The organism is Priestia sp. LL-8 (genome assembly GCF_036227845.1).
Lineage (GTDB): Bacteria > Bacillota > Bacilli > Bacillales > Bacillaceae_H > Priestia > Priestia zanthoxyli.
In genome coordinates this window covers 1,798,289-1,811,904 of sequence record NZ_JAZAQH010000001.1, presented here as the reverse complement: position 1 = coordinate 1,811,904, position 13,616 = coordinate 1,798,289, and the positions used below count along the sequence as shown (strand labels likewise).

The following is a 13,616-nucleotide window of genomic DNA, read 5'->3' as shown; positions in this document are numbered from 1 at the left end:
CTTAGTTTCCTCCTTCCTGGTGCTCGTGCTGTGTATGTGCTTGTTCATCAGAAGCCACATTCATGGTCTTCATATCTTCATTTTTCATATGGTGATGCTGACTATAATATTGACCACCATTTTTAATGACAATTTCTTGGAACAAACCTTTAGGAATGGTAGAATACGATTTCTCCAAAGAAAGACCTTGTTTGGCAAGACTGTTATAATCAGCTTTTGTCAAAGCTGGTGCTGTTTCTTTTACTTGTTTTACCCACTGATTAAATTCTTTTGTCGATGTAGATTTAACTTTAAAGTTCATATGGGCGAACCCTTCACCCGTAAAATTAGCCCCTGAACCAAAATATTCTCCCTTGTGATCAGCTTGCAGCCAAAGCCCCATGGCCATTCCCGGCATGGTATATAATTGTCCTCCCAACTCCGGTACCCAAAAAGAATTCATAGGTGCATCTGACGTTAGCACGAATTGAACAGGCACATTCTTTGGAATTTCTACATAGTTGACTGTCGCAATATCTTGATCCGGATATTGAAATAGCCATTTCCAGTCAAGGGATGTTACTTCAATTGTTAGCGGCTTTACATCTTTTTTCGGCGGATCTACTAATTCATAAGTCGTCTTGGCCGTAGCGAAACCTAAAATGCCGATAATAATAATGGGGATGCCCCACCAAATAAATTCAAGACGCTTGCTATCGTCCCAGTCTGGTCGATACGGAGCCTTGTTTCCAGGCTTATCACGGTAGCGTAAAACGATATACACAAGCAGACCTAAAACAGGAATAACAACAATTGTGCATAAAATTATGGAAAAAATAATTAACTGGTATTCTTTTTGAGCCACCGCCCCCTGCGGATTTAAAATCAAATAACGACTATCACAACCTGCTAGAAAAATTGTAATGAATACGAAGAGAATGATTAACTTGCCAATATGCATTGATTTTTGCTTTCTCACCTAAGCTCAGGCTCCCTTCCTTTAAATCTCTGTACATAATAATGGTATATAAACGTTCATATTAGAGATGCATCCCAACGGATCAAAGAGCTAAAAACCTCCTAACATATTGAAGTTTGTCATGACATATTACTTACTCCTAAAAAATTATCATGTTGTATGTTTAAAAGGTGTGATATTTCTCACACTTGAAGCGATTTTTATCTAGTTTAAATGGCTTTACCATAATTTCGTCACATATTTGGTTAAATGTGGTGTGAAATGCCTTGCTCCTGGCGGGTAGATTCTTATAAAAGCAAAAAGCTCTTCCAGTTATTATTAACTGGAAGAGCTTTTTATAAGTAATAGTAGAAGTGGCGAGCTTCAAATCCTTATGAATTTGTTTACTTGATCTGCTGAAATATCCAATCAATCATTTTTTGTTAAGAGAGTTACGACTTCCTTATATTCCTCTAACTCTTTGGTCTGTGCGAGAGTATTGATTTTCTCTAGCGATAAAAGAGAGCTCTGAATGATAAATGTGCGAGGCTCCGTATCATTTTGCAGTAATTCATCAGATATAAACGTAACAAATTCCAGACTCTTCTTTTGTTCCTCTTCGTTTGTTATTTTATTTTCAATCACCCGTTTTAACTTCGCGGTTACGCGCGTAAGCTCAGTCGAAAAATGACTTTCTGTTTTTTCATTAAATACCGCAGAGTAAACGGAAGGATTAAATAACTGTTCTTTTTGTTCTGCTACTTCGATTACGATTTCCTCTATACGCTTCATACAATAACGGACAATTTGTTCAATAGGCAATGGATAGTTCAGCGCTTTGTTCATTTTAAACATATTGTTAAGCATTCCTTCTAGCAGCACAGCTCCATCGAATAAATAAGGAGAAGTCTTAGATGGGAAAATCTGCTGAAAACGTTCATATATCCAGTTGAATGTTGCAGCTTTTAATTCCTCTACATATTGAAATGTTTTAACTTCATTTAAAACGAGTGTACTTTCAATCATTTCAGGAATTTTGTTTTGCTCTGCAAAGTTCAGCATAAAAATTATCTGTTCTTCAAATACCTTCTGATTATCCCCTCTATATTCAATGGCTACTTTTTCTCTTTGTAGAATAAGTGATTCTTGCAAAGACGAAAGTAATGAGAGAAGCAGTTCGCTTTTAGATGAAAAATATTTATAAAATGTTCCTTTTGAAATACCGCTTCTTTCTAATATATCTTGTACCGAAGTGTCTACGTATCCTTTTTCCATAAAAAGCTGGTGTGTATGCCCTAAAACATCGAGCTGTTTTTGATTCATTGCTGCTACTCCTCTGTTTACAATTTACTTTTTAATTAGTATAACTTATCTGCCTTTTCCTAAGTGAATTTTATCCTTTTTCCTTGATAAACAAGTAAAAATAATTATATACTATTAGTACATTTTTATACCAGTTGTATAAAAATGTACTAATAGTATACCTGTAAAAAAAGCTATATCCGGCTACAACTATATGGAGAAAGGAATGTTTTTGTGAAAAACCTAGATAAAACCGTAGAAGATAAGGAAGTTTTAGACTTATTTAGTGGTAAGAGCCGCGAAAATCCATTTGTGTTATTTTCGAAAATGCGGAAGATGGGAGCTGTTATTCCTATTCCTTCTCCGATGGAAGAAATAAAAACGCAGGCGTGGGTTGTGACTCGTATGGAAGAGGCTATGCAAGTTCTAAAAGGTCATCATCATTTTACGGTAGACCAAAGTTCTATTAACACACCTCATGATACACGAAAACATAAAGCTGATGAGTCTGATCCCCCTACATTTTTTGGCGGACAATCGATGCTTTCTGTTGATGATCCAGATCACCGGCGCCTACGCAAGCTTGTATCAAAAGCATTTACTCCAAGATATATGGAAAGCTTACGTCCGCGTGTACAAGAAATAGCCGATGAGTTACTCGATGAAGTACAGGACAAAGGAAAAATGGATCTTGTTAAAGACTACGCCTATCCGTTACCCATCAACGTTATTTCTGACATGCTCGGTGTTCCGAAAGAAGATAAAGAAAAAATTCACGGTTGGTCTGCTGCTATTGCAAAAGGGCTGAGCTTAGGGAGAAGAGATCCTGGGGTGGATAAACAAATAAAAGCTTTTGGAACGTACACCATGCAGCTAGTAGATGCTAAGCGTAAGCATCCTGCCGACGACTTAACAAGTCAGTTAGTCGCGATTGAAGAAGGAGGAGATCGCTTGAGTGAAGGGGAATTGCTTTCAATGATTACGTTATTAATTTTTGCGGGTCATGAGACTACCTCAAATTTAATTGCGACCGGATCTTTAATGTTATTTGATCATCCTGAACAGCTGGAAAAAATTAAAGCCGACCCTGCTTTAGTAACTTCAGCTGTTGAAGAATTGCTTCGTTTTAACGGGCCAGCCACTATTTCAGGACCTCGTTATGCCACCAAAGATCTTGAATTGGGCGGTCAGCAGATTAAAAAAGGCGACATGGTAATTCCTGTATTAAAGTCAGCGAATCGTGATGAGCAGCAGTTTATAGATTCAGAGGAACTTGATATTACGCGTACTATCAAGAGGCACTTGGCCTTTGGTCATGGTATTCATATGTGCTTAGGAGCTCCGCTGGCTCGTATAGAAGCAGATATTGCTTTTTCTACCTTACTAAGACGTATGCCTAATATGCGCCTTTCCATTCCTCGGGAAGAAGTAAACTTACATTTTACACTAAGCTCACAAGGAGTAACTTCCTTACCCGTTATCTTTTAAAATATCTAAAAAGTACAATTCGATAAAATAATTATTGATCTAGCAAGTGACAGCTGCTTAGCTATGTAGCTGGTAGATTTTGAACCTATACCTACCTATTCTAAAGGAGGAATAAGATCATATGAACAAAGAAGTCATTCCCGTTACAGACATTCCAAAATTCCAATCACGTGCAGAAGAGTTTTTCCCTATCCAATGGTATAAAGAAATGTTGAACAACTCCCCTGTTTATTTTCATGAAGAAACAAACACATGGAATGTATTCCAATACGAACATGTTAAACAAGTCTTGAGCAACTACGAATTTTTTTCAAGCGATGGACAAAGAACCACTATTTTTGTTGGAGATAATAGTAAGAAAAAAAGCACAACTCCAATTACCAATCTTACAAACTTAGATCCTCCTGACCACCGGAAAGCACGGTCTTTGCTTGCTGCAGCCTTTACTCCTCGAAGTTTAAAGAACTGGGAACCGCGAATCAAGCAAATTGCAGCAGACCTTGTAGAAGCGATACAAAAGAATTCAACTATTAATATTGTTGAAAATTTATCTTCTCCTTTTCCTAGTTTAGTTATAGCAGATCTATTCGGCGTACCGGTAAAAGACCGATATCAGTTCAAGAAATGGGTAGATATTTTGTTTCAGCCTTATGACCAAGAAAGATTAGAAGAGATCCAACAAGAAAAGCAACGTGCAGGAGCTGAATATTTTCAATACATCTACCCGATTGTCGTTGAAAAGCGCTCCAACCTTTCTGATGATATTATCTCAGACTTAATTCAAGCGGAAGTTGATGGTGAAACATTCACAGATGAAGAAATTGTGCACGCTACCATGCTGCTTTTAGGTGCAGGAGTTGAAACCACCAGTCACGCCATTGCAAATATGTTTTATTCTTTCTTATATGACGACAAGTCGTTATACAGCGAGCTGAGAAACAATAGAGAATTAGCTCCAAAAGCAGTAGAAGAAATGCTTCGATATCGGTTTCATATCTCCAGACGAGATCGCACGGTTAAACAAGATAACGAGTTATTAGGCATTAAACTAAAAAAAGGAGATGTCGTTATTGCGTGGATGAGTGCATGTAATATGGATAAAAATATGTTTGAAAACCCTTTTTCTGTAGATATTCACCGTCCAACTAATAAAAAACACTTAACATTCGGAAACGGACCTCATTTTTGTTTGGGCGCCCCTCTTGCCCGGCTTGAAATGAAAATTATATTAGAAGCATTTTTAGAGACATTTTCTCACATCGAACCGTTTGAAGATTTTGAATTGGAATCGCATTTAACAGCTTCAGCTACCGGTCAATCTTTAACGTATTTGCCCATGACCGTGTACAGATAAAGTTTATATATATGACAAAAAAGAGAAACGTGAAAGAGATTGGTCTTCTCCCTCACGTTTCTCTTTTTGTTATTTAGCTATTTATTGGACTTTTAGTATCTCTGCTAAGTATTTATGTACTACACTTGAAGGCCTTTAATACCATTTAAGATTGGCAGTAAGCGAAACTTAAATGCCGAGGAGCTCATTAACGAACTATCAGCTATTTTCTTCTCTGCCCTAATACATCTTCTATAAAAGACTGATACAAATAATTAATAAGAGCAGTCGCAATCGAAATCACAAAAAGTTGGAAACGCGTCATGTTGACCATTTTGTATACCTTTAGTTTTTCTGCCAGACTGGTCAAAGGGTAAGCAAATAGATAGTCAAATAGGACGTTAATTAACAAATATTTTTTGAAATTCCCATAGGTCAGCTTGAATACCCAAAAATTAGCTATAAAAAACGGTCCAAATATAAAAGAAACGTCGCTTGAAAGTTTAGGGAAAAGAGGTTTCCTTACTTTCCACCATGTAAAGCTTTTAGATAACTCACTGATAAAAGCAATAACTAATGAACTAAATGTCAAAACAGGTAGGTATCTTTTAAAGACAAATTTATCAACTTTTACTATAGACAGCCAAGGCAATAAAAGTACTGCCAACAGCGTTAACTTTCCTTTCATTATGTACCCAACTCCTGCCGTTACGAAAATGTAAGCTAAATCATATTCTCTTTAGTTTGTGTAATAGGCTCTTTTTTATGTGTTTATTACACTGCGTTAGTTCTTTTATTCGCCTTTTATTACAAGATTTTTTGCTTTCAGGAAATTATTGATTCTCATATTCTGCATGTGCATGGAGAAAATACGAAGGTGAATGTTTAAAGGGAGGAATTAAAAATGACCACAGTACGTGAAGTTATGACTCAAGATGTGAAAGCTTGTGCACCGCACGACCCAGTAACAGCAGCTGCAAAATTAATGCGTGATATTAATTGTGGCTCTGTGCCGGTGTGTCAAGAAAATCGAGTAATGGGAATGATCACAGACCGTGATATCGTGTTAAATTGCGTGGCGGATGGAAAAGATTGCAACACTGTGCATTGCCATGATTGTATGACTAAAGATGTGATTACTTGTTCTCCGGATACGGATATTCATGAATGTGCACGTATGATGGCAGATCATCAAATTCGCCGCATTATTGTAGTGGAGAATAATAATATGGTTGGAATCTGTGCAATCGGCGACCTTGCGACAGTGAACGTATATGTTGATGAAGCCGGTGCAGCATTAAGCGAGATTTCTAATCAAGTTCATTAAAATTTTTTAGCATATAAATCCTTAATGCTTGTACAAAATAACCCTGTCTGCAAGGAGGTGCTAATATGCCAAATTTAAACGATAACAAATTTAAAAAGATTCAGTCTGAGAGTCAAAAGCAAGGAAAGTCTCAAGAAGAATATGCGGCTGAACTTGACGCTAATCGTGCAAAAAGCCAAAAGAAAAAGTAACAATAAAAAAGGATTACAATCGGCAGAGGTTCGGTTGTAATCCTTTTTATCATCCCGTTTTGTTATAGGCTGCGATCAGTTATAAATGTATAGTGAGTAGATGCTTCATACTTCTCACCAGGCTTTAATACACAAGAAGGAAAATGCTTATGATGAATAGCGTCTGGTAAACCTTGTGTTTCCAGGCAAACGCCAAGATATTTCTCTGAGTGAACCCCTCTAATTTCGAATTCTTCGTCTAGATGATTTCCCGTATAGAGAACAACTGAAGGCTGATCCGTTTTGACTTCTATTTTGCGACCGCTTGCTGGATCAAATAATGACATCTGATTTTCAGTTTCTGCTTCTAAAAGAAATGGATGATCGTATCCTTTACCAACTAATACATTTTGCGGATGTGTGGATTCCACTCCTTCCTTGAGACTATGTCCTTCTCTAAAATCAAATGGGGTATCTGTGACACTTATCGTTTCTCCAGTAGGTAAAAGATCATCATTCAGCTCTAAGAATTCGTTACTTTTCAGCTTTAAAACATGATCTAAGACCGTTTCTTTTAGATTTCCGCTTAAATTGAAATACGTATGATTTGTTAAATTGATAAGAGTGTCTTGATCTGTTGTTCCCTCATAAGAAATATGAAACTCATTTTTATTAGTCAACGTATACGTAACTTTCACTTCAAGATTGCCAGGGTACCCTTCTTCTCCGTCTTTACTTACATATGTAAATTCAACACCTACGTGATCACTTGCATCAATTGTTTTGGCATTCCATATTTTGTGACTAAATCCTTCTGATCCGCCATGCAAATGGTTGTTTCCTTCATTTCTCTCTAGACGATAGGTTTCATCATTAAGCTGAAACTCTGCTCCCCCTATACGTCCTGCTACGCGTCCGACCACAGCTCCGAAATAAGGAGAATACTGTTGGTATTCTTCTATTGAATCAAATCCCAATACAACACTTTCAATCTTCCCTTCAGAATCCGGCATTTCAATATTTGATATCACACATCCATAGTCAAGGCAGGTGATTTTAAGCCCTTCATCATTTAACAAGGTATAAGCATGTACAGCTTGATTGTTTAGTTCGCCAAATTTCTCAAAATTAACTTTCATTTTTAATCATTCCAATCCTCTTTTTATTCGTAAATTGCTTAACGGACCCTACATGTTATAAACATGGGATATGTTCATATAGTTCCCTCTGCAATCCTTCCTGAATCTTCATTATTCTCATTTTATTGTAATCGTGTACATTTCCTAATTCAAGCTTGAATGATAAAGGCTTGCTACTGTTTGTCATTGCTATTTCTTTAGTATTCCTAAGTATTCTTCCCAAGGTCCTACATCTTCTCTGTATCGTTCTGCCATTACTCGAACAATTTGCGCAATATGCGTTAAATCGTGAGCAACCCAAGTCGAGAGCAACTCTCTGACTTTTACTTCCCCAAACTCCGGATGTTCTCCTCTCACTTCAAGATGCTTTTCATCCTTAACTAGCAGCTTTAGTTGTTGTAAATTCTGCATTCTTATCATGTTGAATTCAAGAAGCTTTTCTTCAATAGAACTAGTAGATTCCTTGTTTAAATGAGCATAGCGGTCAAACGGAGGAAAAGCTCCCTCATTTTCTTCTTGAAGAATAAATTCTAGCCTTGGTATCCAATTGTTTTTTTCTGCTTCTATTAAATGTTCTATGACTTCGGAGGTATTCCACGTTCCTTCTCCTTCATTGCATTGCAGCCACCCTGCAGATAGCCCCGACAAAAGTTTTTCAAGCATTTGTGGGGTATGCTCAAGTATTTCGACCGCTTCTTTTAAATTAAAATTCATGTAAATTCCCCTTTCGACAAATATGACTTTCAACGTAATAATAATGAGTTATCAGTTATGTGAAAATTCTTGCTATTATAGTCAATTTTACCACAATTGACTTCTATTAAAGGAAAGAGCTATTCTTCTACTTACCTTAATGCTTACTTAAATAAAAATCAGAACATACGTTTGGTTTTCCTCTAGAAATATGATAAAATATATATAGGCTAAAACGCAGTGAGTATCAGTCTGAATAGACACTGCTTATTCGTAAAATAGATTGCTAGCAACTTTTTCATCTTGAGCTTTCCGTGTGAATTGGAGTGAGACAACAGTGAGTAAAAATCAAAAGCGATGGACAAAAGAAGAAGATAGATTTCTTATCCAACACTATGGCGTTATGACGCTTCAAAAGATGGGTAAGCATTTACATAGAAGCAAGGAATCGGTTAATAAACGGCTTACTCGATTAAATCTTCGTGCTTCAGATACAGCTTTACGTAAAAAGTGGACGTCTAAACAAGATGCTTTTTTACAGCAGAACATTGATATCATGAATAACCGTGAAATGGCACACTCCTTAGGCAGAAGTCCTTCTTCTATTGCTACGCGCATAAAAGTTTTAGGACTAACAAGAAAAACAGCCATGCGAAGATGGACAGTACAAGAAGACGATTATTTACTAAGGTATTACGGAATAAAACCTCTTTCACACATATCAGCTAAATTACAGCGAAGTGTGCAAGCATTAGAATCGAGGTTAAACCGTTTAGAAGTGTATGGAGCGAAAGCGCACGTAGGACACATTACAGCGTGTGAACTAGCAGCCTGCCTTGAAGTAGATGTTCATACAATTTACAAGTGGATTCATAAAGAGAATCTACCGTATAAAATGATCATCGCCAAGACAAGAAAATTTATGGGAATTGACATTCAATCTTTCTGGCAGTGGGCCGAACAAAATAAAACGTGTCTTAACTTCTTTAAAATACCTAAAAATACGCTTATTCCAGAACCGGCGTGGGTGGATGAACAAAGAAAGCTAGACTATGTAAAGCGCCCTAAATACGAACATAAAAAGTGGACAGCAGAAGAAGATGCCACATTGTGGCGTATGTTTTATCAGGAAAAGCGCAATCAGCGAGAAATTGGGCAGCTGCTCGGGCGTTCAAGAAATAGCGTGCAGCGACGTTTAGAGCGGCTACGCAAAAAGAAAATAGCTAGTTAAACGATAAAAAGCTTGGGATAAGCATAGCTTATCCCAAGCTTTTTTATTGATATGACTTTTTGTTAAGCTTTAACTGCTTTTTCCCAATCTGCTGCAAATTTTTCCATTCCTTGGTCAGTTAACGGATGTTTTGCTAATTGCTCAATAACAGCGTATGGAATTGTGGCAATATGAGCTCCTGCAAGTGCTACGCGCGTTACATGATCCGGATGTCTTACAGATGCCGCAATAATTTGAGAGTCGATGTTTTGAACGCGGAATAACTCAGCGATTTTAGATACTAGCTGTACTCCATCTTCTGAAATATCATCAAGACGTCCTAAAAATGGAGAAACATACGTCGCTCCAGCACGAGCTGCTAAAAGCGCTTGGTTTACTGTAAAGATCAAAGTAACATTTGTTTTTACGCCTTTTTTTGCAAGGTAGCGCGTCGCTTCCAAGCCAGCCAATGTCATAGGCAGCTTAATCGTAATATTTTTATCTCCGTCGTTAATTTTAATCAGTTCTTCAGCTTGAGCAATCATGTCTTCAGCAGAAAGTGCGTCAGGTGTTACCTCAGCGGAAACGGATTCAACTTCCGGTACCATTTGAAGAATTTCTTCGATACGGTCTTCAAATCTTACGCCTTCTTTTGCTACTAAAGATGGATTGGTTGTCACACCAGCTAGAACACCTACTTTGTATGCTTTCTTAATATCCTCAAGGTTTGCTGTATCAATAAAAAATTTCATCTCACTATTCCTCCTTATTGTTGTACATCAATCTGCATTTCAACTTGCTCGAACTATAGCCTAGCCAATTTGCTGCAGGGCATATAGGTTTTCTATAGAAGCGTTTTCAATCTCTTTTGCGGTTAATACTTTTAATTTTTCTAAAAATTGTATAGCGTCCACGCGGTCTTCAATATCTTCTTCTGTACGAATATTCTCCGTTTTAATCTGGTGGATACATTCGTTGATAACTTCTTTGTACGCATTCGTTTGAATAAACCATTCTGCTAACAGCGTTTTTGTTGCTTCTCTTTCTTCTTCACTTTTCACTGCAAACAAACTTTCTGTTTCCGTTTCACTCAGCATAAGGCTGCTAAAATCGTGATTCATACAAAGCCAAAAATAACCTTTTTGGCTATCGTAATACTTTCCTTCTCTTAAAAGAAAATACTTGATTCCAAATTTAATTTTATGAGATTGGTTCTCTGAACTCGGCATATGAATTTCTTTTATTTCTACGCTTTCTGGTACATCCAGATATGTTTCTAAACCGTACTTTGTATTCACTACTTTTGCATCCAATATGTCCATTCTCATTCTCCTTTTCTCAAGTTCTATTTATTTTTATAAAAAAACAGAGGTCTGATTTTATGTAATAACGAATCCAGTTTTTGTGGATATTTTTCTTAACCAACCGACATGTTTTACTGTTTACGCTTTCATTATATATCAGATTATTCGAAAAAACATCAAAAACAATCAAATTCATTCAAAAAAAGTCATAAAATCCTAAAAAAGTAGTCAAAAAAGTTCATTAACTATTAAAAATAGATAAACTTTTACGTTGATTACATGTTTCAAGGCATCCTAAGGTAATTACCTCTTCAAAAAAAAACCGACTTTTATTACATACCCTCTTCGCAAAAATATACCCACTCATTTCACCGTTTTTTCACTTTAACATGATATCCTGTAGTATACTTTTGTTTCACGTACTAATTCCCATAATTTTTTACTATTTGAGGTTATTCGTTTTTATTAGTGGGAAAGTTACATAAATACAACACGTTATAGGGGGACTTTAACATGGATAAAAGAATTGAAACATTAAAAGAAAAACTGCCTGATAATCATAAGGAGGTTGCTGTTCTTACCTCTCATATTTTTGATGCGCTTGATAAATTAACAACTGAACATCGCAGATATGTTGATATTTCGGCAGCAGCCAAAATAAAGCCGAATCCGGATGAAGAGAAAGCTTTTTTTGATACCATCTATCAAGTGAAAACACTCATCATGTCAGAGCTCGAAAAAACCGTTGAAGATATCGAGCACAAAGGTGATAAAAACTGGCATAAGAACTATAAAGATGGAATAGAGTGATAGGTAAATAAGACGTTTAAAAGCCTGTGCTTTTTGGAGCACAGGCTTTTTTCCATGAGATTCTCTACATTCTACTGACTCGATTGGATAGCTCATGGAATTCAATCATTGAAGGTTTAATACCGTTACTTTTTCACGAGTCATGGATTCAATGCTTTTACGAATACCTTGAGCGCCCATACCGGATCCTTTTACACCGATAAAAGGAAAATGATCAGGACCGCGTTCTGTACGGCCGTTGATTTGAACGGAACCGACTTCCATTTTATTTGCAATTGAGAAGGCTTTATTAATATCTTTTGTAAAAACGCTTGCTTGTAAGCCGAATTCTGATTCGTTTGCTATGTCAATGGCTTCTTGGTCAGAAGCGACGCGGATAATTGGTAACACAGGACCAAATGGTTCTTCCCATGCTACACGCATAGTATCATTCACGTTATCTAAAAGAGTAGGATAGATAAGGTTGCCTTCACGCTTGTTCCCAGTCACAACATCTGCACCTTTTCCGAGGGCGTCTGCAATTAAAATCTGAATAAAGTCCGCTGCCTTGCTATCAATTAATGGAACGATTGTACATCCATCTTCAGGAGAACCAACTGATAGTTTATGTACTTCTTCTTTTAAGATGTCGACCAGCTCGTTTGCCACTTTTTCATGCACAAGTACACGTTTAATGGCTGTACAGCGCTGACCCGAATAAGAAAATGCTCCGCTTATAATATGTTTTGCTGCTTCCTGCAAATCTGCATCTTCACATACAATACCCGGATCTTTTCCTCCAAGTTCTAGTACAAGAGGAATCATGCCTGCCTTTTTAGCTAACTGAGTACCTGTATTTGTTCCTCCGGTAAACGAAATCATGTTAATGCCTTTATGTTCAACCAAGTAATCACCAATTACAGATCCGCGGCCCGTTACGACGTTTACAAGTCCTTGTGGAATACCTGCTTGATCAAGAGCTTCAATCATTTTAATACCGCTGATCGCTCCTTGCGTTGCGGGTTTGAAGATAACTGCATTTCCTGAAATAAGCGCAGGCGCAAGCTTAGCAGCTGACAGATTTACCGGATAATTAAATGGAGGAATCGCGAGGACAACTCCTAAAGGTACACGTTCAACAATGGCCACTTTAGACTTAGAGCCTCCAGGAAAACTATCTCCTTTCATGCTTTCTCCGTTCATATGAAGTGCTTCTTCAACTGTATAACGAATGAAATCAGCTGTGCGCACGACTTCATTTCTTGCATCTTTTAAGCTTTTTCCAACTTCTTTCATAATAATTTCGGCAATTTCACTCTGCATTTTTACCAGCTCATCTGCCCACTTATATAAATATTTGGCACGGTCTTGCAGAGAAGTTTCCGCCCACCCCTTCTGAGCTTTCTGTGCGGCATGTACTGCTTCATCGACTTCATCTTTTGTGATAGCCTGCACTTTTCCAATCACATCATGACGATATGGAGAAACAATATCAATTGTCTGCCCTGATTTGCTTTCTTTCCACTCACCGTTAAGATAAAAAGAATAAGTTGATACATTTAATACCGTTGTTGTCATAAAAAGTCCCCCTTAATAAAAGTGAAATTTATTATCTGAATTTTCAGTCTTTTTAACGAATGAAAACTCTGTGAATATCTGAGCAAAAAAGAATTCTAGATGTATCCATTTCTATACCTTTTTATATCGCTTGTAACTTTCTTAAACTTGCTGCCTTTAAAGCAAACAGCTTTTCTCTTTTCGACTCAAAACCAAAGCATCATATAATTTAATGAATATTTTGTATTTTTAATATATATAAATTTCTTTCATTCGTACAATACAAATAAGTTATCTCAATGATTAATAATTTTAATGATTTATATCCCCCATACGAAAAAATTTTATGGATTCCTACTTTTTTAGG

At 36.9% G+C, this 13,616-nt stretch carries 14 protein-coding genes; 6 read left to right on the top strand and 8 right to left on the bottom strand.

The window, feature by feature from the left end:
- Position 1 precedes the first annotated feature (1 nt).
- Both U9R83_RS09175 and U9R83_RS09170 read right to left on the bottom strand, forming a co-directional pair.
- Positions 2 to 940 carry a ubiquinol oxidase subunit II gene (locus U9R83_RS09175; protein WP_243550318.1) on the bottom strand — a complete coding sequence of 313 codons (939 nt, stop codon included), beginning with the start codon at positions 938 to 940 and terminating at the stop codon, positions 2 to 4.
- Positions 941 to 1,366: 426 nt separating this feature from the next.
- On the bottom strand, positions 1,367 to 2,260 hold the full coding sequence (locus U9R83_RS09170) for a TetR/AcrR family transcriptional regulator (protein ID WP_243549144.1): 894 nt from the start codon (positions 2,258 to 2,260) through the stop codon (positions 1,367 to 1,369).
- A gap of 213 nt (positions 2,261 to 2,473) precedes the next feature.
- On the opposite strand from U9R83_RS09170, the gene U9R83_RS09165 reads away from it, so the two are divergent.
- Positions 2,474 to 3,727 (top strand): cytochrome P450 family protein, encoded by a 1,254-nt coding sequence (locus tag U9R83_RS09165; protein ID WP_243549142.1) that lies wholly within the window; start codon positions 2,474 to 2,476, stop codon positions 3,725 to 3,727.
- 121 nt (positions 3,728 to 3,848) lie between these two features.
- A complete protein-coding gene (locus U9R83_RS09160; protein WP_328575203.1) occupies positions 3,849 to 5,081 on the top strand; it encodes a cytochrome P450 in 1,233 nt (410 codons plus the stop codon).
- Between the two features lie 202 nt (positions 5,082 to 5,283).
- Here U9R83_RS09160 and U9R83_RS09155 read toward each other — a convergent pair whose 3' ends face one another.
- Complete coding sequence (locus tag U9R83_RS09155; RefSeq protein ID WP_140450712.1) at positions 5,284 to 5,748, bottom strand: hypothetical protein; 465 nt, start codon at positions 5,746 to 5,748, stop codon at positions 5,284 to 5,286.
- 216 nt (positions 5,749 to 5,964) lie between these two features.
- On the opposite strand from U9R83_RS09155, the gene U9R83_RS09150 reads away from it, so the two are divergent.
- Both U9R83_RS09150 and U9R83_RS09145 read left to right on the top strand, forming a co-directional pair.
- The gene (locus U9R83_RS09150) at positions 5,965 to 6,387 is read left to right on the top strand and encodes a CBS domain-containing protein (RefSeq protein WP_047751169.1); all 423 of its coding nucleotides are present in this window, start codon (positions 5,965 to 5,967) and stop codon (positions 6,385 to 6,387) included.
- Positions 6,388 to 6,452: 65 nt separating this feature from the next.
- Positions 6,453 to 6,578 carry a hypothetical protein gene (locus U9R83_RS09145; RefSeq protein WP_013056562.1) on the top strand — a complete coding sequence of 42 codons (126 nt, stop codon included), beginning with the start codon at positions 6,453 to 6,455 and terminating at the stop codon, positions 6,576 to 6,578.
- 62 nt (positions 6,579 to 6,640) lie between these two features.
- On the opposite strand, the gene U9R83_RS09140 is transcribed toward U9R83_RS09145, so the two are convergent.
- Positions 6,641 to 7,696, bottom strand: a complete 1,056-nt coding sequence (locus U9R83_RS09140) for an aldose epimerase family protein (protein ID WP_243549138.1) — start codon at positions 7,694 to 7,696, stop codon at positions 6,641 to 6,643.
- Positions 7,697 to 7,885: 189 nt separating this feature from the next.
- Complete coding sequence (locus U9R83_RS09135; RefSeq protein ID WP_328575202.1) at positions 7,886 to 8,410, bottom strand: DinB family protein; 525 nt, start codon at positions 8,408 to 8,410, stop codon at positions 7,886 to 7,888.
- 316 nt (positions 8,411 to 8,726) lie between these two features.
- On the opposite strand from U9R83_RS09135, the gene U9R83_RS09130 reads away from it, so the two are divergent.
- Positions 8,727 to 9,620 carry a sigma-70 family RNA polymerase sigma factor gene (locus U9R83_RS09130; RefSeq protein ID WP_140450693.1) on the top strand — a complete coding sequence of 298 codons (894 nt, stop codon included), beginning with the start codon at positions 8,727 to 8,729 and terminating at the stop codon, positions 9,618 to 9,620.
- Between the two features lie 62 nt (positions 9,621 to 9,682).
- Here the strand turns inward: U9R83_RS09130 and fsa are convergent, their stop codons facing one another.
- Positions 9,683 to 10,351: a fructose-6-phosphate aldolase gene (fsa, locus tag U9R83_RS09125; RefSeq protein ID WP_013082751.1), complete on the bottom strand. Its 669-nt coding sequence runs from the start codon at positions 10,349 to 10,351 to the stop codon at positions 9,683 to 9,685.
- Positions 10,352 to 10,411: 60 nt separating this feature from the next.
- Positions 10,412 to 10,921 carry a hypothetical protein gene (locus U9R83_RS09120; protein ID WP_033578705.1) on the bottom strand — a complete coding sequence of 170 codons (510 nt, stop codon included), beginning with the start codon at positions 10,919 to 10,921 and terminating at the stop codon, positions 10,412 to 10,414.
- A gap of 495 nt (positions 10,922 to 11,416) precedes the next feature.
- On the opposite strand from U9R83_RS09120, the gene U9R83_RS09115 reads away from it, so the two are divergent.
- Positions 11,417 to 11,713 carry a hypothetical protein gene (locus U9R83_RS09115; RefSeq protein ID WP_013082749.1) on the top strand — a complete coding sequence of 99 codons (297 nt, stop codon included), beginning with the start codon at positions 11,417 to 11,419 and terminating at the stop codon, positions 11,711 to 11,713.
- A gap of 105 nt (positions 11,714 to 11,818) precedes the next feature.
- Here the strand turns inward: U9R83_RS09115 and U9R83_RS09110 are convergent, their stop codons facing one another.
- Positions 11,819 to 13,270: an NADP-dependent glyceraldehyde-3-phosphate dehydrogenase gene (locus U9R83_RS09110; RefSeq protein WP_014460567.1), complete on the bottom strand. Its 1,452-nt coding sequence runs from the start codon at positions 13,268 to 13,270 to the stop codon at positions 11,819 to 11,821.
- Positions 13,271 to 13,616: the final 346 nt, after the last annotated feature.